The sequence below is a fragment of the Streptomyces sp. NPDC048623 genome, assembly GCF_040650755.1.
In the GTDB taxonomy this organism is placed as follows: domain Bacteria; phylum Actinomycetota; class Actinomycetes; order Streptomycetales; family Streptomycetaceae; genus Streptomyces.
In genome coordinates, this window is record NZ_JBEZHV010000017.1 from 100,012 (window position 1) to 117,510 (window position 17,499).

14 protein-coding genes and 1 riboswitch are annotated in these 17,499 nt (G+C 74.5%); of the genes, 4 read left to right on the forward strand and 10 right to left on the reverse strand.

The window, feature by feature from the left end:
• Positions 1-65 precede the first annotated feature (65 nt).
• Positions 66-1,049, forward strand: a complete 984-nt coding sequence (locus tag AB0C73_RS23845; protein WP_362533523.1) for an SCO1860 family LAETG-anchored protein — start codon at positions 66-68, stop codon at positions 1,047-1,049.
• Positions 1,050-1,173: 124 nt separating this feature from the next.
• On the opposite strand, the gene cobC is transcribed toward AB0C73_RS23845, so the two are convergent.
• Positions 1,174-2,790, reverse strand: a complete 1,617-nt coding sequence (gene cobC, locus AB0C73_RS23850; RefSeq protein ID WP_362533526.1) for an Rv2231c family pyridoxal phosphate-dependent protein CobC — start codon at positions 2,788-2,790, stop codon at positions 1,174-1,176.
• Positions 2,791-2,796: 6 nt separating this feature from the next.
• Between cobC and AB0C73_RS23855 the strand changes: the two genes are divergently transcribed.
• A complete protein-coding gene (locus tag AB0C73_RS23855; RefSeq protein ID WP_362533529.1) occupies positions 2,797-3,564 on the forward strand; it encodes a ZIP family metal transporter in 768 nt (255 codons plus the stop codon).
• 2 nt (positions 3,565-3,566) lie between these two features.
• On the opposite strand, the gene AB0C73_RS23860 is transcribed toward AB0C73_RS23855, so the two are convergent.
• The 7 genes from AB0C73_RS23860 to AB0C73_RS23890 form a co-directional block, all read right to left on the reverse strand.
• Positions 3,567-5,012, reverse strand: a complete 1,446-nt coding sequence (locus tag AB0C73_RS23860) for a cobyrinate a,c-diamide synthase (RefSeq protein ID WP_362533532.1) — start codon at positions 5,010-5,012, stop codon at positions 3,567-3,569.
• Positions 5,006-5,614, reverse strand: a complete 609-nt coding sequence (cobO, locus tag AB0C73_RS23865) for a cob(I)yrinic acid a,c-diamide adenosyltransferase (protein ID WP_362533535.1) — start codon at positions 5,612-5,614, stop codon at positions 5,006-5,008. The genes AB0C73_RS23860 and cobO overlap by 7 nt, the downstream gene beginning before the upstream one ends.
• Positions 5,614-7,665, reverse strand: a complete 2,052-nt coding sequence (locus AB0C73_RS23870) for a putative cobaltochelatase (RefSeq protein ID WP_362533537.1) — start codon at positions 7,663-7,665, stop codon at positions 5,614-5,616. Before AB0C73_RS23870 ends, cobO begins: the two co-directional genes overlap by 1 nt.
• A 604-nt stretch (positions 7,666-8,269) precedes the next feature.
• Entirely contained in the window at positions 8,270-9,778 is a 1,509-nt protein-coding gene (locus tag AB0C73_RS23875) for a cobyric acid synthase (protein WP_362533540.1), read from the reverse strand.
• Entirely contained in the window at positions 9,775-10,779 is a 1,005-nt protein-coding gene (locus AB0C73_RS23880) for a cobalamin biosynthesis protein (RefSeq protein WP_362533542.1), read from the reverse strand. The genes AB0C73_RS23875 and AB0C73_RS23880 overlap by 4 nt, the downstream gene beginning before the upstream one ends.
• Before the next feature lie 33 nt (positions 10,780-10,812).
• A riboswitch (cobalamin riboswitch) is annotated at positions 10,813-10,946 on the reverse strand.
• Between the two features lie 132 nt (positions 10,947-11,078).
• Positions 11,079-11,300, reverse strand: coding sequence for a hypothetical protein (locus tag AB0C73_RS23885; protein ID WP_362533544.1), 222 nt, complete (start codon positions 11,298-11,300; stop codon positions 11,079-11,081).
• Positions 11,301-11,333: 33 nt separating this feature from the next.
• The gene (locus AB0C73_RS23890; RefSeq protein ID WP_362533546.1) at positions 11,334-12,614 is read right to left on the reverse strand and encodes an inorganic phosphate transporter; all 1,281 of its coding nucleotides are present in this window, start codon (positions 12,612-12,614) and stop codon (positions 11,334-11,336) included.
• A 393-nt stretch (positions 12,615-13,007) separates the two neighbouring features.
• On the opposite strand from AB0C73_RS23890, the gene AB0C73_RS23895 reads away from it, so the two are divergent.
• Together AB0C73_RS23895 and AB0C73_RS23900 are read left to right on the forward strand one after the other, a co-directional pair.
• Positions 13,008-14,135, forward strand: coding sequence for an alpha/beta hydrolase (locus AB0C73_RS23895; RefSeq protein WP_362533549.1), 1,128 nt, complete (start codon positions 13,008-13,010; stop codon positions 14,133-14,135).
• A 523-nt stretch (positions 14,136-14,658) separates the two neighbouring features.
• The gene (locus AB0C73_RS23900) at positions 14,659-15,951 is read left to right on the forward strand and encodes a hypothetical protein (protein ID WP_362533696.1); all 1,293 of its coding nucleotides are present in this window, start codon (positions 14,659-14,661) and stop codon (positions 15,949-15,951) included.
• A gap of 28 nt (positions 15,952-15,979) precedes the next feature.
• On the opposite strand, the gene AB0C73_RS23905 is transcribed toward AB0C73_RS23900, so the two are convergent.
• Together AB0C73_RS23905 and AB0C73_RS23910 are read right to left on the reverse strand one after the other, a co-directional pair.
• Positions 15,980-16,411 (reverse strand): VOC family protein, encoded by a 432-nt coding sequence (locus AB0C73_RS23905; RefSeq protein WP_362533552.1) that lies wholly within the window; start codon positions 16,409-16,411, stop codon positions 15,980-15,982.
• Positions 16,408-17,298 (reverse strand): neutral zinc metallopeptidase, encoded by an 891-nt coding sequence (locus tag AB0C73_RS23910; RefSeq protein ID WP_362533554.1) that lies wholly within the window; start codon positions 17,296-17,298, stop codon positions 16,408-16,410. The genes AB0C73_RS23905 and AB0C73_RS23910 overlap by 4 nt, the downstream gene beginning before the upstream one ends.
• Positions 17,299-17,499: the final 201 nt, after the last annotated feature.

Genomic DNA, 17,499 nt, shown 5'->3' on the forward strand with positions numbered 1-17,499 from the left:
GCGACCCACAGTCCCCGTGGCGAGCGGCCAGGCGACGCCATGTCTCATGTGGGGGTTCCACCGTCTTGAACAGCACTGCCTTCCGCCTGCCCGCGCGCCGTACCGCCGCCGCGGCGACCGTCGCCGCCCTCGCCGTCGGACCCCTGGTCCTCGCGGCGCCGGCCGCCCACGCCGCCGGGACCGAGGGCGGCGAAGGCCACGCCACCGCAGTCGTCCTGCGCACCGGCCTCGACGTCAACCTGCTCAACAAGGCGGTCAGTGTCCCGCTGCGCGCCTCCCTCAACGAGGTCGAGGCCCCGGCCAGCGCCGAGAAGACCGCGCTCAGCGTCAAGGTGGAGGGCGCCGAGAACGGAAAACCGGTCAGCGTGCTCAAGGCGGACGTCGCCACCTCCGAGGCGACCGTCGAGGGGAACACCGCCAAGGGCTACGTCAATCTCGCCAAGGCCCGCCTGCACGTCCCCGGCCTGCCGCTGCTCTCCCTCGTCGAGGTCGAGAAGGTCACCTCCAAGGCCGTCTGCGAGGCCGGCAAGCGCCCGGTCGCCGAGTCCAACCTGCTCGGCCACGTCACCGTGCTCGGCAAGAAGACCACCCTGTCCACCGGCGGCCAGACCAAGGTCACGGTGCCGGGCGTCGGCGAGGTCGTCCTCGACCTCTCCCGTACCGCGACCACCTCGAACACCGCCGCCGCCACCGCCCTCGAACTGTCGGTGGAGGTCAACCCGCTCAACCTCAACGTCGCCGAGGTCAAGGGCAAGGTCACCCTCGCCGAGGCCACCTGCGCCACTCCGCACGGCAGCGAGCCGACGAAGGAGCCCACGCGGCAGCCGAGCGACCAGCCCTCGCAGCAGCCCACCGAGCAGCCCTCCGCCCAGCCCAGCCACAGCAGCGGCGTGACCACCCAGAACGGCGGCAGCACCCCCACCGAGAATCTCGCCGAGACCGGCGGCAGCTCCATGACCCCGTACCTCGCCGGCGGCGCGATCGTGCTGCTCGGCGTGGGCGGCGGCGCCCTGGTCCTGGCCCGCGGCCGCGCCCGCGCGCGCGGCTGACGAGCCCGAGGGGGAACGACCAGGGGGCCAAGGAAGGGGGTGCCGCACCGGCACCCCCTTCCGGTTCCGGTTCCGGTTCCGGTTCCGGTCCCGGCCCCGGTCCCGGAACCACGAGAGGGGCCGCTCAGCCCAGCAGCAACAGCGCCTGGTCGAGTGCAAGCAGGAAGCGGTTCGTCGTCACCCGGTCCCGCACCGCGAGCCGCAGCCAGTTCCGGTCAAGGCCCGGGAACGTGTCCCCGCGCCGGGCCGCGAAGCCCAGCGCCCGCAGCCGGTCCCGTACCGCGTCCGCGCCCTCGATCCGTACCAGCACGAACGGCCCCTCCGCCGCCTCGACCACCCGCACCTCGTCGAACTCCGCGAGCCCCGCGAGCAGATGCGCCCGCTCCACCCCGATCCGGTGCGCGGCCTCCTCGGCCTCCATCAGCGCCACCGGCGCCATGCACGCCTCCGCCGCCACGAGCGCGGGCGTCGACACCGGCCACAGCGGCTGTACGCGTTCAAGCGCGGCGATCGTCTCCGGCGCGGCCAGCGCATAGCCGATGCGCAGCCCCGCCAGGCCCCAGGTCTTCGTCAGGCTCCGCAGCACCACCAGACCCGGCACATCCGTCCGCGAGGCCAGCGACTCGCGCTCGCCCGGCACCGCGTCCATGAACGCCTCGTCGACCACCAGCCACCGCCCGGGCCGGGCGAGGGACGCGATCGCGGCCGCCGGGTGCAGCACGGACGTCGGGTTGGTCGGATTGCCGATGACCACCAGGTCCGCGTCCTCCGGCACCGCCGCCGGATCGAACCGGAAACCGTCCGCCTCGCGCAGCAGCACCCGCTCCACCTCGTGCCCGGCGTCGCGCAGCGCGGCCTCCGGCTCGGTGAACTGCGGGTGCACCACCACCGCCCGCCGCACCGGCAGCGCCCGCGCGAGCAGCACGAACGCCTCGGCCGCACCCGCCGTGAGCAGCACCCGCCGGGCCGGCAGATCGTGCCGCTCGGCGACCGCCGCCCGGGCCGCCCGGCCGTCCGGGTAGGCCGCGAGACCCGAAAGCGACTCGGCGATCCGCTCCCGCAGCCAGGCCGGCGGAGTGTTCGTCCGCACATTGACCGCGAGATCGATCAGCTTCTCGTCCCGTACCTCGGCATCGCCGTGATGTCTGAGGTCGTGCGCGTCAGCGGAGGTGCCCGCAGAGGTGTCGATGTCCATGGCCGCCGTCGTGTGGGGGGAGGGGATGGGGATGGTGCCGGTGGGACGAGTGTGGGGCTCGCCACCGATGTACCCGTGAGTATCGGGCAACAACCGTGCCTCTGGGGAGACTTCGTTCGGACGAAGCGGTACGGATCGGGCAATGGCGCAGGTCACACGCCTGCTTTTGCGCTTCGGCACCAGCAGCACCGCACCCGGCCCGGCCCCGCGCAGCGCCGCCGCCTCCGCCACCGACGCCGTGCCCGTCGCCGCCAGCGGCCGCTCGGAGGGATGAGGCACGGCCACCACCGCGAGCTCCGCGCTCCCGAACCCGCGCACCGGCACCCCGAGCCGCGCCGCCGCCCCGATGATCCCCGGCTCGCCCGCCCGTACGTCGAGCGTCGCGAGCAGCGTCACCGCCGCGCCCGTCACCGCCGCGTCCGACAGACCCGCCTCCCGGAGGGCGGCCCCCACCAGACCGAGCACCTCGTCCTCGGTGACTCCGGGCCGGGCCCCGACCCCCACGACCACGTCGAGGTGCGCGGAGGAGGCCGCATCGGATAGCAAAGGCCCATGGCTGTAGTCGTCGCGCTCGGCGCGTTCCTCATGACGCTGTTCGGCGGCTGGACCGCCCAGCGCGTCACCGACCGCCGCCACCTCGTCCTCGGTCTCGCCGGCGGCCTGATGCTCGGTGTCGTCGGACTCGACCTCCTGCCCGAGGCCATGGTGGCCGCCGGGAAGGACGTCTTCGGCGTCCCGCAGGCCCTGCTGCTCTTCGTCGGCGGATTCCTCTTCGCCCACGTGGTGGAACGCCTCCTCGCCACCCGCCGTGCCTCCTCCCACGGCGCCGAGAACGGGCACGGGGAGCACGGCCGGGCGGGAGGGGAGCTGAGCGGGAAGACCCCGCAGGTCGGACTCGTGGCGGCCGCCGCCATGGTGCTGCACAGCCTCATGGACGGCATCGCGCTCGGCGCCGCCTTCCAGGTCAGCGGCGGCATGGGTGCCACCGTCGCGCTCGCCGTCATCACCCACGACTTCGCCGACGGCTTCAACACGTACACCCTCACCAGCCTGTACGGGAACGCGCGCCGCAAGGCCCTCGCCATGCTCGTCGCCGACGCGGTCGCCCCCATCGCCGGCGCCGGCCTCGCCACCCTCCTCACCCTTCCGGAGGAACTGCTCGGCAGCTATCTCGGCTTCTTCGGCGGCGCCCTGCTCTACCTCGCCGCCGCCGAGATCCTGCCCGAGGCCCACCACGAACACCCCGCCCGTACCACCCTGCTCTGCACGGTCGCGGGCGTGGCGTTCATCTGGCTCGTGGTGGGGCTCTCCGGCGGCTGAACTCACGCCACCGGCCCGCCGCCCGCACACCGCGCCACGAAACGCGCGGCCACCCCCGGCGCCCCCGCCCAGTGCGTGTGCACATAACTCGCGTGCACCCCACCCTGGACGAAGCCCTCCACCCGGCGCTCCGGCTGCCGCAGCCCCCAGGCCGCCTGAGCCCCGGCGCCCGGCTCGATCACCGTGCGATGGAACTCGTGCCCCCGCATCCGCGTCCCGGCCGCCGCGAGGACGCTGTCGCTCACGGCCACCGCGTCCCGGTACCCGAGCGTCAGCCGCGACGACATCCGCGCCTCGGCATCCAGCACCCCGCACATCGGCCGCCCGTCGAGCGACCGCGCGAGATAGAGCAGCCCGGCGCACTCGGCGGCGATGGGCGCCCCGGACGCGGCGAGCCCCGCCACGGCCGCCCGCAGCGACACGTTGGCGGACAACTCCTCCCCGTACACCTCGGGAAACCCGCCGCCTATGACGAGCCCGGCCGTGCCCTCGGGGAGCTTCTCGTCCCGCAGCGGGTCGAAGGTGACGACGTCGGCGCCGGCGGCGGTGAGGAGTTCGGCGTGCTCGGCGTACGAGAACGTGAACGCGGCCCCACCGGCGACGGCGACGATCGGCCTGCGGCCGGGCTTGTTCGCCGTCTGCGGCCCGGTGGTCGCGTTGTGCCCACCCGTTCCTCCCCCAGAGCTTCGCCTGGGCGGGGCCCCCAGCGGAACGCCTGCCCACAACGCGGCGGCGTCCCACGGCTCGTCGCGCAACGCCGGCGCGGACCGCGCCAGTGCAAGGAGCGCCTCCAGGTCGCAGCCCTGAAGAACCTGCTCCGCCTGCGCAGCCACCGCGGCCACCGCCTGCGCCTGCCGCTCCGCGACCGGCACCAACCCCAGATGCCGCGACGGCGTCTCCACCGCGGCCGCCCGCCGCAGCACCCCCATCACCGGCACCCCGGACTCCTCCAGGGCCTCCCGCAGCAGCGCCTCGTGCCGGTCGCTCGCGACCTTGTTGAGGATCACGCCGCCGAGCCGTACCTCCGGGTCCCAGGACGCGAAGCCGTGCACGAGCGCGGCCACCGACCGGGACTGCGACGAGGCGTCCACGACCAGGACCACCGGCGCGCGGAGCAGCTTCGCGACCTGCGCGGTCGAGGCCAGTTCGCCCTGTCCCGCGGCCCCGTCGTACAGGCCCATCACGCCCTCGACGACCGCCAGGTCGCAGCCGCGCGCCCCGTGCAGGAAGAGCGGCGCGATCCGGTCCGTACCGCACATGTACGCGTCGAGGTTGCGGCCCGGGCGGCCGGTGGCGAGCGCGTGGTAGCCCGGGTCGATGTAGTCCGGGCCGACCTTGTGCGGCGAGACCGCCAGACCACGGCCGGCGAACGCGGCCATCAGGCCGGTCGCGACCGTGGTCTTGCCCGCGCCCGAGGACGGGGCGGCGATGACGAGACGTGCTACCACTCGATGCCCCGCTGGCCCTTCTGACCCGCGTCCATCGGGTGCTTCACCTTCGACATGTCGGTGACCAGGTCCGCGAAGTCCACCAGCTCCTGCGGCGCGTTGCGGCCGGTGATGACGACATGCTGCTGCCCCGGACGGTTCGCCAGCACCTCGACGACCTCCTTGGTGTCGATCCAGCCCCAGTGCAGCAGGTACGCGAACTCGTCGAGGACGTAGAACTTGTACTTCTCCTCGGCCAGGTCCCGCTTGACCTGCTCCCAGCCCTCGCGCGCCTTGTCCTCGTGCGACTGCTCGCCCTCGGCGACCTCGCGCTGGATCCAGGACCAGCCCTCGCCCATCTTGTTCCAGACGACGGTGCCGCCCTTGCCGGTCTCGCCCAGCGCCTTCAGCGCGTTCTCCTCGCCGACCCGCCACTTCGCGGACTTGACGAACTGGAACACCCCGATCGGCCAGCCCTGGTTCCAGGCGCGCAGCGCCATGCCGAACGCGGCGGTCGACTTCCCCTTGCCGACGCCCGTGTGCACCATCACCAGTGCGCGGTTGCGGCGCTGGCGGGTGGTGAGACCGTCGTCCGGAACGACGGTCGGCTGTCCCTTGGGCATTACGCGGCCCTCCTGGCGTCAGAGTGGTTGCCTTGTACGGTACGGACGAGCCCGGCGATCGAGTCGGCGCGCAGCTCGTCCAGAGTGACGGCGGTGCCGCCGAGTTCACGGGCGAGGTTCCCGGCGAGGCCGAGCCGCACCGGGCCCGACTCGCAGTCCACGACCACCGCGGCCGTGCCCTCGGCGGCGTGCAGCCGGGCGGCGCGCGCGGCGAGCGCCACCGGGTCGGCGCCGGCGCCGGTCGCCCGTCCGCCGGTCGCCCGTCCGTCGGTCACGACGACGAGCAGCGGGCGGCGCGAGGGGTCCCGGAGCCGCTCGACACGCAGCACGTCGTGCGCCTTGAGCAGCCCTGCCGAGAGCGGCGTCCGGCCGCCCGTCGGCAGCTGTTCGAGCCGGGCCGCGGCGGCGTCCACGGACGAGGTCGGGGGCAGGGCGATCTCGGCGTCCTTGCCCCGGAAGGTCACCAGACCGACCTTGTCGCGCCGCTGGTACGCGTCGAGGAGCAGCGACAGGACCGCGCCCTTCACGGCGCTCATCCGCTGCCGGGCCGCCATCGAGCCCGACGCGTCCACGACGAACAGGACCAGATTGCCCTCGCGGCCCTCGCGGGTCGCCTGCCGCAGATCGTCCCGGCGCACCACGAGCCCCCGGCCGGTCCGGCCGCGCGCCTTCTGGTGCGGCGCGGCCGCCTGCACGGTCGCCGCCAGATGCAGCTTGGTCAGCGCACCCCTGGGGCGGGTCGCGCCGGTGGTACGGCCGTGCTCGGTGCGGGCCCGGGAACGGCGCCCGGCCGCGCCGTCGCCGAGACCGGGCACGCTGAGCATCTTCGTACGGAAGGGGTCGGTGGCCTTGACGGCGGCGCGCTCGCCGGACCCGGCGCCGGGGCCGCCCTGCGGCGCGGGGGTGCTCTCCGGCGCGGGCGCCGGGGTCTCTTCGGCCGCGGGGGCGTCTCCCTGCGGAGGGATGCCACCGCCATCCGGACCGCCCCCGCCGGGACCGCCGTCACCGGGACCGTCGGGCTCCGGATCCTCGTCCTCGCCCTTGAACTGCTCCAGGGTCTCGTCGAGCTTGTCCTCGTCCAGGCCGGGGGCGTCGAAGGGCGCGCGCCGCCTTCGGTGCGGCAGCGCGAGCAGGGCGGCCTGCCGTACGTCCTCGGAGGTGACCACGGTCCGCCCCGCCCACGCGGCGAGCGCCGTCGCCGTCCGCGCCATCACGATGTCGGCCCGCATCCCGTCCACCTCGAACGCGGCGCACGTGGCGGCGATCTGCAGCAGCACCGCGTCCCCGAGCACCACCTGCGGCAGCAACTCCCGTGCGGCGACGATCCGTTCGCGCAGCGCGCGCTCCTCGTCCGCCCAACGCGCGGCGAACGCCGCCTGATCGTCCTCGAACGCCAGCCGCCGCCGTACGACCTCGACGCGCTGCTCGGGCTCCCGGGAAGCGGCCACCTCCACCGTCAGCCCGAACCGGTCGAGGAGCTGCGGCCGCAGCTCGCCCTCCTCAGGGTTCATGGTGCCGACAAGGAGGAACCGGGCGGCATGCCGTACGGAGACGCCCTCGCGCTCGACGTACGAGGAGCCCATCGCGGCCGCGTCGAGGAGCAGGTCCACCAGGTGGTCATGCAGGAGGTTGACCTCGTCGACGTACAGGATGCCGCGGTGTGCCTGCGCGAGCAGCCCCGGCTCGAAGGCCTTGACGCCCTCGGCGAGTGCCCGCTCGATGTCCAACGCGCCGACGAGTCGGTCTTCGGACGCGCCGACCGGCAGCTCGACCAAGCGTGTCGGTCGCGAGACGCCCGCCGTGGGCCCGTGCGGCCCGTCAGGGCACTCCGAGTCGGGCGCTTCCGGGGCGCAGGAGAAGCGACAGTCGGCGACGACGCCCATGGCGGGCAGCAGGGCGGAGAGGGCGCGTACGAGCGTCGACTTGGCCGTGCCTTTCTCACCGCGGACCAACACACCGCCGATGCCTGGTGAGACGGCGTTGAGCAGCAGGCTCAGCCGCATGTCATCCATGCCGACGACGGCGGTGAACGGATAGGGAACGGAGGCCATTAACCGATACCCCTTTCGAGGGAACTGCTGCGATCGAAAGCGTCTGTGTGGCCACGTCGGGCAACCATGGCGCGGTGCTCCCCGCGCAAGCGGGGATGATCCCGCCGTGATCCCGGCTGTGGGCGGAGTTCTGGCGCGCTCCCCGCACACGCGGGGATACCACCGTCCGGTGTGCTCACGGCGGCCGTAGCGCTCGACCGCGCCGGCAGACCGCCGTGCGGCTCCTCTTGCCTGTGGGCACCATGCGCGCGGCGGCGCATGTCCGCGCCCGCGGCGGCCGAACGGCTCGCCTTCGCCGGGGCGTCAGCCGACGACTCGTCCTGGCCAACGGGCGCCACGCGCCTGGCACGACGCGCGCCCGCGCCCGCCGGCGGCGGGCAGGCACCCGCTCGGGTCACCCCCATGGGCGTGGCGGAGCCTTCGCCGAGGCGGCCCGCATCCGTGCCTGCCCGTCCCGGGCCCGCGCCCGCCGACGGCGGGCAAGCACCCACAGGGGCCACCCGCACCTCTGTCCACGATCCGCACGGGTGGTGCGGGTGGGAAGACCAGCCCGGCCGGAGGCCGGGCGCAGCGGTTGCGCGGCTTCGCCGCGCCCGCAGCCCGCTCACGGCGCACCCGGCGGCACGAACGGCAGGCCCACCGGCGCGCCCTTCTCGATCAGCCGCAGAAGCGCGTCCGTGTCCGCGTGGTCCTCGATCAGGTCGCCCAGGCGGTCGAGCTGTTCCTCCCGCAGGGCGCCGAACGACGTGTCCGGCGCGGGCACGAAGGCCCGTCCGGCCGCCGCCGCGACCTCCCGCAGGAAGGCCCGGCGGAAGCCGTCGCTCTCCAGGGAGCCGTGCCAGTGGGTGCCCCACACCGCACCGACGCGGCACCCGTCCAGGAACGGCTCCCCGCCCCGTACGTCCGCCACGCCGTGGTGGATCTCGTACCCCTCCACCCGCTCGCCGAGCGCCTCGCCCACCGGCCGGGCCAGCGTCTTCTCAGGCGCGAACCGGACCCGTACGGGAAGCAGCCCCAGGCCCGCCACCACGCCCGCCCGGGACTCGACCTCGTCCTCGATGTGCTCGCCGAGCGCCTGGAAGCCGCCGCAGATGCCGAGGATCGGGCGGCCCTCGGCGGCCCGCCGGACGAGCGCGTCGGCGAGGCCGCGCTCGCGCAGCCACGCGAGCGCCTTGACCGTGCCCCGGGTCCCCGGCACGACCACCAGGTCCGCGTCGGCGAGTTCCTCCGGGCGGTCGACGAACCGCACGACCACGCCCGGCTCCGCCGCCAGCGCGTCGACGTCCGTGAAGTTGGACATGAGCGGTACGGCGCAGACGGCGACCCGCAGCACGTCCGCGCCGACCGGCGGCGCCACGACCGACTCGCGGACCGCGCCCCGCAGGGAGACCCGCAGGCCGTCCTCCTCGTCGATGCCGAGGCCGTGGGCGTACGGCAGGACGCCGAGGGTCGGGCGCCCGGTGAGGCCGAGCAGCATGTCGAGGCCCGGCTCCAGGAGGCTCACGTCCCCGCGGAACTTGTTGACGAGGTAGCCCGCGACCAGCTCCTGGTCCTCGGGCGCGAGCAGCGCCGTCGTGCCGAAGAACTGGGCGAAGACCCCGCCGCGGTCGATGTCGCCGACCACGACGACCGGGAGCCGGGCGGCCCGCGCGATCCCCATGTTGACGATGTCGGTGCGCCGCAGATTGATCTCGGCCGGGCTGCCGGCGCCCTCGCAGATCACCGCGTCGTGCGTGGCCCGGAGCTCCTCCAGGCACGCGAGCACCGGCTCGAACAGCTCCTTCTGCCGCCCTCCGTGGTAGCCGCGAGCGCTGAGCTCACCCACGGGCTTGCCCATCAGCACGACCTGGCTGGAGCGGTCGCTGCCGGGCTTGAGCAGCACCGGGTTCATCAGCGCGGTCGGCTCGACGCGCGCGGCCTGCGCCTGCATGGCCTGGGCGCGGCCGATCTCCGCGCCGTCCCTCGTCACGAAGGAGTTGAGGGACATGTTCTGCCCCTTGAACGGTGCCACCTTGACGCCCTGCCGGACCAGCCACCGGCAGATGCCGGCCGTCACGACGCTCTTGCCCGCGTCGGACGTCGTCCCGGCGACGAGCAGCCCCCCACCCCTCACTTCGTCCTCCGCTTCGCCGTGTCCGTCTTCGCCGTGTCGGTCTTCACCGTGTCGATCAGGATCCGGCCGCCCACACAGGCGGCCAGGGTCAGCCACGTCACCCGGCGGGAGAGCGTGACGGCCCGCTCGATGTCGGCGACCTCCACCGGCCGCCCCTCCCCGTTGAGCACGGGCCGGTGCTCGACCCGTCCGCCGTACGAGAGGGTGCCACCGAGTCGTACCCCGAGGGCCCCGGCGAACGCGGCCTCGACCGGACCGGCGTTGGGGCTCGGGTGCTTGCCCGCGTCCTCGCGCCAGGCGCGCAGCGCCGCCCGCGGGGCGCCGCCCGCCACGGTCGCGAGCGCGGCGGTGAGCCGGGCGCCGGGGGCGCCGGCGAGGTCGTCGAGGCGGGCGGAGGCCCAGCCGAAGCGCCGGTAGCGCGGCGACCTGTGGCCGACCATGGCGTCGAGGGTGTTCACGGCGCGGAAGCCGAGCAGCCCGGGCACACCGGCGACCGCGCCCCAGACCAGCGCGCCGACGACGGCGTCGGAGGTGTTCTCGGCGACCGACTCGACGACCGCGCGGGCCATCCCCGGGCCGTCCAGGGCCTGCGGGTCGCGCCCGACGAGGTGCGGCATCCGTTCCCGGGCCACCTCCAGGTCCCCGGCCTCCAGCGCCCCGCCGATCGCGCGGGCCTCCCGGCCCAGGGTCGTACCGCCGACGACGGCCCACACGGAGGCGGCGGTCAGGGCGGCGGACGCGAGGCGGCTGCCGCGTACCGTACGGGCGGCGAGGGCGCCGAGCGCCACGGCGCCGCCCGCGCAGACGGCGGTGTGCAGGGCGCCCCGGCCGCGGGCGTCGCGGTACAGGCGCCGTTCGACGGCGCTCGCGGCCCGGCCGAACGCGGCGACGGGGTGGCCGCGGCGCGGATCACCGAGGAGCAGGTCGACGGCGAGGCCGGCGGCCGCTCCGTACGCGAAGAGGGACGTGCGGGCGGACGGTCTGGAGCCGCGGCCGGGCATGACGCTGTGTCCTCACTCAGGGTCCGCGCCCTGGATCGACGTGACCGGCGGCGAGAGTTCCTGACTCCCGGCCCTGGGGGCCGGTCACAGTGGCGGGACCGCGCCGGAATCGCACCGGACTTCCTCTTCTTGCCGCCGTATTGGCCCCGGCAGTCCACCACGCCCCGCGAACACCCGTCAACTCACCCTTGACCTGCGACGGGTCACTGTGCGAAGCACCACAAACACGGCACCGCGCATACGGCAGTGGGGCGGTCCGCACCCGGAGGTGCGGACCGCCCCACTGCGTGAACGTTCCGTCAGGCGACGATCAGATAGATGCCGTACGCCACGGCCGCCGCGCACAGCGCGAAGCACGCGTAGGCGCCGGTACGGGCCAGAGCGGCGGAGCCTCCCTTGGCCGCGGCCTCCTCCTGCTTGCCGAGGCCGACGACCCCGAGGGTGAAGAGGCCCACGAGGGCCACGGTGGCCACGAGGCTGACTCCGAAGACGGAGCCGAGAGCTGCCCAGTCGATCTTCATGATGGTTCCGGTTCCTTTTCCTCGGTCCGGTCGTCAGACCGCGGCGGCGGGGGCCGGGGGAGCGGCCGGGTCCGCGGGGTTCGGGGCGGGGATGGTGGTCTTCAGGTCCGTGTCGGCGACGGCGGCCACGGAGCCGGCCGGCGGCGGGGTGACGGCGGCGATGGCGGTGGTGACGACGCCCGCGGGCTCCGTCTCGGCGCCGGCCTCGACGTCGTGCACGTCGTTGACGTTGGTGTGGTCGACCACCTGGCGGCGCGAGACCAGCCAGATGCCGATGCAGGAGGCGACCAGGAAGGTCGCGACGACGTAGACGCCCCACTGGCCCTGGCGGGCGACGAACTCGGCACCGGCGCCGACCAGGCCGGCGGCCGGGAGGGTCAGACCCCAGGCGATGAACATGCGGGTGGCGGTCGACCAGCGGACGACACCGCCCTTGCGGCCCAGGCCCGCGCCCATCACGCCGCCGGAGACGACGTGGGTGGTGGAGAGCGAGAAGCCGAGGTGGGAGGAGGCCAGGATGGCGGTGGCCGCGCTGGTCTGGGCGGCGAAGCCCTGCTGCGGCTGGAGGTCCGTGAGGCCCTTGCCCATGGTGCGGATGATGCGCCAGCCGCCGAGGAAGGTGCCGAGCGCGATCGCCGTACCGGCGGAGACGATGACCCAGACCGGCGGGTTGGAGCCGGGGGCGAGGACGCCGCCGGCGACCAGGGCGAGGGTGATGATGCCCATGGTCTTCTGGGCGTCGTTGGTGCCGTGGGCGAGCGAGACCAGACCGGCGGAGGCGATCTGACCGGCGCGGTAGCCCTTCGCCGTCGTCTTGGCGTCCGTCTTCCTGTCGAGGCGGTACGTCAGACGGGCGGCGAGCATCGCGGCCACGCCGGCGACGACGGGCGCGGCGACCGCGGGGATGAGCACCTTGGTCACGACGGCGTCGCCGTGGACGCCGCTGAGGCCGATCGAGGCGACCGTGGCGCCGATGAGGCCGCCCATGAGGGCGTGCGAGGAGCTGGACGGGAGTCCGACCAGCCAGGTCACCAGATTCCAGAGGATCGCGCCGACGAGCGCGGCGAGGATGACTTCGGGCTGGATGCCCTCCTCGTTGACGAGCCCCTTGGAGATCGTCTTGGCGACCTCCACCGACAGGAACGCGCCGACCAGGTTCAGCACGGCGGACATGGCCACCGCCGTCTTGGGCTTGAGGGCACCGGTCGAGATGGTCGTCGCCATCGCGTTGGCGGTGTCGTGGAAACCGTTCGTGAAATCGAACACGAGAGCTGTCACGACCACAATCGCGAGCAGCAGCGTGATGTGTTCCATTTACCCAGGCAATCGTTTGACGTCAGTGGCTGGTTGAACGTACGCAACCTGGGTGAACGGAAGGTGAACTGGGTCGGGCGCAGTGGTGTCCCAATCCGAGGTGCGGAGGTTCCGCTTCCGGTTGTGTTCGTACGAGTGTCCACGATGCGGGCAGGGTGCGACCCCGGGTAAACCGTGCCGTTCCGGGCTCGGCGCAACGCGCGTAGCTTCCTCCACTCTCACCCCGTATCGCCCCATGGACCACTCAAGGCGTACGGAGGACCCGGCGGCTGAGACCCACGTCACACCCGGGCGGGAGCCCTGCCGCGGCGCCCGTGCCGCCCATGCCGCCCGCGTCACCCGAGGAGGGCCCGCCCGGTGGCAGGGCGCGGGCGGGCTGCCGACACTGGGAGCGTGCGCCCGGCTACAGCGACGGCAGCGGCCGTCACCACAGTGATAGGTGTCGGCGCGGCCGCGGTGGCGGCCGGCCGGTACGCCAGCGACGCCGCCCTGGGGGTGCCCTCGGGCCGCCCCCTCCCCGGCGACCCGAAACTCACCGTGCACGCCACCGGCCCCGGCCGGATCACCCTCACCCGCAGCCTGGCGTCCCTGCGCCCCGGCACGTACGGGATCGAGGCGGGCGGCCTGCACGCGGTGGTCGGCCCGGTCCTCGACCGGGTCCCGCACACCGCCGACACGGTGGTCCGGCGGCTCGAACGGGTCGAGCTCGGCACCCTCGGGACCGGCGTCCGGGTCCGGCTCACCCCGCAGCTGCACTGCGGCACCCCCGAGACCGCGCTCGGCGTGCGGTACGAGGACGTCGAGATCCCCGGCGAGCTCGGCAACCTGCCCGCCTGGCTGGTGCCGGGCGCCCGCGGCACCTGGGTGATCGCCCTGCACGGCCTCGGCACCACCCGCGAGCACCCGCTCAACCTGCTGCCCTTCCTGAACCGCCGGCGGATCCCCGTCCTGATCCCCGCCTACCGCGGCGACGCCGGCGCGCCGCCCTCCCCCGACGGTCTGGCCCACCTCGGCGACTCCGAGTGGCGCGACGTCGACGCGGCGATCCGCTACGCGGTCCGGCGCGGGGCCACCGGCGTGGTCCTGCACGGCTTCGGCACCGGCGCCGCGATGGCGCTGCACGCCGCCGCGGGCTCCGGGGTGCGCGAGCGGATCCGCGGCCTCGTCCTCGACTCCCCGGTGCTCGACTGGGAGGCGACCCTGCGCAACCTCGCCGCCGCCCGCCGGGTCCCCGGCGTCCTGCTCCCGCTCGCCGTCCGCGCCGCCCAGGGCCGGACCGGACTGCACGGCGACCGCCTCCAGGAGGCCGCCGACCCCGACGGCCTGCGCGTCCCCGTCCTCCTCTTCCACGGCCCCGACGACACCATCGCCCCCTGGGAGCCCAGCCGGCGCCTCGCCGAGCTCCGCCCCGACCTGGTGACCCTCACCCCGGTCCGCCAGGCCCCGCACGCGGCCATGTGGAACGCCGACCCGGTCCGCTACGAGGAGGCCCTGCGCCGCTTCCTGACCCCGCTCGTGTAGGGGCGGCCCTGACCCAGGGCCCGCCCGGAGCCTCCTGCCGCCGAGGCCGGTGGCTTCTCCGCCCGCCGAGACCGGGGGCCTGCCTGCCGAGTCGGCGGGCCGGGGGCCTGCCCGTCCGTGCCGCCCCGCGGCCCCGGCGCGGGCGTCCGGGGCTCAGCTGAGCATCCGCGTACGGCTGTCGGCGACCAGCCGCCCGAAGGCGTCGAGACCCTGTGTCCAGCGAGGCTCCCTCGGTCCTGGCGGTCAGGGGGACGCCCCGCTCCCTTCGGGCCTGGCGGTCCGAGGGGCGTCCCGCTCCCTTCGGTCCTGGCGGGCCGGGGGAGACCCAGCGCCAGACGCCGCGGACCCCGCCACGACCCGCCCGACAGGCGCTCACCGCGGCGCTGCCCATTCCGATTGGGCTTTCGGGCCGTCAGCGGGAAGACTGCCCTCCGTGACGTCTCGAAAGCCCGATGAACCCTTCGCGCGCAACTCCAGACTCCGACTCGTCCGTCCGGGGGCCCTCGCCACCGCACGAAAGGCCGTGACGGCCCGGCGGACCCGCCCGGCGCCGCGACCGCCAGAGGGGACTCCGCCCCGTGCGGAACTCGCCCTGCAGGCGCGTGCGGTGCTCGCCGACGCGGTACGGATCGCCCGCTGGGCGGCCGGCGGCCGGCGGCCCGAGACGGCACCACCGGACGGGGAACGCGCCGCCGCCGCGCTGGAACTGACCCCCGGGCAGATCCGGGCCGGCTGGGACCGGGCACGGCTCGCCGGGCTCGTCGAGCTGCACGGCGACACCGCGCGCCCCGGCTGGCGGCTGCACGCCTGGGACCGGGACGACTCCGCCGTGCTGCGCGGCTGGGTCGCGCTGTTCGACGCCTGGTCGCTGGCGCACCCGGCCCCCGAGGACGTCGCCCCCGGCGCCGTCGCCGAGGTCGTCGAGGCCGTCCCGCAGGTGCTCTCGCTGCTCCAGCTCTCCGCGGGGCCGGTCGCCGTGAGCGGACTGCTCGACCTCCTGGAGCAGCGCGTGGACGAGCTCCGCGAGGAGCGCTGCGAGGTGCCGGGCCCCGGCGAGGCCGTGGAACAGGCCCCCGCCGAGGGCGGCCTGCCCCCGCTGCTCGACTGGGCCCTTGAGGGCCTCGCCGCGGTCGGCGCGCTGACCCTCGGCACGGCCGGGGACAGCCGCCACGCGACCCTCACCCCGCTCGGCAACTGGGCGGTCTGGGTCAAGCTGGAGCAGATCTGCGTGGCCGCGCAGAGCCCGGCCGGCAACATCGAGCAGTCCGCCGAGGACATGCTCCGCGGCTGCGCCCGGCTCACCCCCGGCCCGGCCCGCGACGAGTACCGCGCCTGGCTCGCCGCCCGCACCCTCTCCAGCGCCGTCGCCGAACTCCTCGCGGTCGCCCGCGGCGAGGACGCCCTGCTGCGCGGTCTCGCCTTCGAGGCCCTCCGCGTCGTCGGCGCCCCGGCCGAGCCCGAGGTCCGTGCCGCCCTCGCGGACGCCTCGCTCCGCCCGTACGCCCTGCTCTGGCTCGCCGAGTACGAGGGCGCCGACCCGGACGAGGCGCCGGAGGTGCTGACCCGCGAGGAGGCCACCTGGCTGTGGGTCGACACCGCGGCGGCCGTCGCCGACCACGGTGAGAGCGCCCTGCTCGTACGGCACCTGGACTCCGCCGTGCAGGGCACGGTCCCGGCCCTGCTCGACGAGGTCCGCGCCATCAACCACCCCCGCACCGTCCAGGTCCTGGTCGCCCTCGCCGCCGCCCACCCGGACCCGGCCCTGGCCAAGGCCGTCCGCCGCGCCGCCTTCCAGGTCCACACCGGCGGGTCCTAGCAGGCCCCAGGGCCTCTCCGGACGGGCCCTAGCCGGCCGCGCCGGGGGCGTACGTCCCGAAGCTCCAGACGTTGCCCCCGGTGTCCCGGGCCAGGTAGTCCCGGGAGCCGTAGTCCTGGTCGGTCGGCGGCATCAGGATCTCGGCGCCGGCCGCGACCGCGCGCGCGTGGTGCGCGTCCACGTCGGCGACGCGCACGTACACGCCGACCGGCCCGGCGCCGCTCATCGACCGGTCGAAGACGCTGCCGGTGCCCTTGCTGCCCAGCATCACCATGCCGTTGCCGTAGGACAGCTCGGCGTGCACCACACGCCCGTCCTCGCCCTCGTGCACGGCGTCGGCGGTGAAGCCGAAGGCCTCGGTGAGCTGCGCGATCGCCGCCTTCGCGTCCTCGTACAGCAGCGTCGGACAGATGTCGGGTGCGTCCGCCACGGTGATCGCCTCCATTTCGGCCCTGCTCATCGGAAGGTGTTGCACTGCGCCATGTCGCCGGTGCGATAGCCCTGGTAGAACCACTGCTGCCGCTGCGCGGCCGAGCCGTGGGTCCAGTTCTCCGGGGTGACGCGGCCCTGGAAGCGCTCCTGGATGCGGTCGTCGCCGACCGCCGCCGCCGCATCCAGGCCGTCGCGGATGTCCTCGTCGGTCAGCCGGGTGAGCAGCGGGCGGCCCGTCTTCTCGTCGGGCGTGGTGGTCGCGTGCCGGGCCCAGACCCCGGCGTAGCAGTCGGCCTGGAGCTCGACCTTCACCGCGTTGGAGTTCGCGCCCGTCCGGCCGTCCTGGGCGCGGGCCAGGGTGCCCATCAGGTTCTGGACGTGGTGCCCGTACTCGTGCGCCACCACATAGGCCTGTGCGAAGGGCCCGCCGGTCGAGCCGAACGTGGTGCGCAGCTCGTCGAAGAAGCCCAGGTCGAGATAGACCTGCCGGTCGCCGGGGCAGTAGAAGGGGCCGACCGCCGAGCCGGCCTGGCCGCAGGCGGTGGGGACTTGCCGGGTGAACATGACGGTCGGGGCGGTGCCGTAGTTCCCGCCGCGGCGGGCGTACTCGGCGCGCCAGTAGTCCTGCACGCTGTTGACGACGGCCACGATCCGGCAGTCCTCGCGGGTGTTCGCGTCCGCGCCGGTGCGGCAGGTCTGCTGCACCTGGGCCGCGGAGGAGACGGTGGCGGCCGGTTCGTCGCCGCCGGAGGACAGACCGAGCTGATCGGGGCCGACCCCGAAGAGCAGGCCGAGGATCAGGGCGATGACGCCCGCGATGCCGCCGCCGACCGTGGCCCGGCCGCCGGGAATGCGGCTGCCGCGGACGTCCTTGACCTCCGATGTGTCCAGATCGGCGTCGTCGTCGAACTGCATGCCCACCGCCCTCCACGTCTCCGTCTCTGCCGAGTATCGGCAGGCCAGGAGAGCCTCACCCCTTTTGTGAGGCATGTGAGGTAGGTCGCATGGCCGAAAAGCAGTTGCAGGCGCCCGTTAGACTGGCCGCATGGCCATTCTCCCCGTGCATTAGCGGCGTCGAAGCTCCGCTCAGCCGTCCTTCCGCCGTTTCCCACCGCC

Excerpts from the sequence above, each read along its gene's own strand:
- AB0C73_RS23855 (WP_362533529.1), top strand. The coding sequence starts at position 2,797 with ATGGCTGTAGTCGTCGCGCTCGGCGCGTTCCTCATGACGCTGTTCGGC.
- AB0C73_RS23885 (WP_362533544.1), bottom strand. The coding sequence starts at position 11,300 with ATGAAGATCGACTGGGCAGCTCTCGGCTCCGTCTTCGGAGTCAGCCTC.
- cobO (WP_362533535.1), bottom strand. The coding sequence starts at position 5,614 with ATGCCCAAGGGACAGCCGACCGTCGTTCCGGACGACGGTCTCACCACC.
- AB0C73_RS23880 (WP_362533542.1), bottom strand. The coding sequence starts at position 10,779 with ATGCCCGGCCGCGGCTCCAGACCGTCCGCCCGCACGTCCCTCTTCGCG.
- AB0C73_RS23910 (WP_362533554.1), bottom strand. The coding sequence starts at position 17,298 with ATGCAGTTCGACGACGACGCCGATCTGGACACATCGGAGGTCAAGGAC.
- AB0C73_RS23870 (WP_362533537.1), bottom strand. The coding sequence starts at position 7,665 with ATGGCCTCCGTTCCCTATCCGTTCACCGCCGTCGTCGGCATGGATGAC.
- AB0C73_RS23905 (WP_362533552.1), bottom strand. The coding sequence starts at position 16,411 with ATGAGCAGGGCCGAAATGGAGGCGATCACCGTGGCGGACGCACCCGAC.
- AB0C73_RS23890 (WP_362533546.1), bottom strand. The coding sequence starts at position 12,614 with ATGGAACACATCACGCTGCTGCTCGCGATTGTGGTCGTGACAGCTCTC.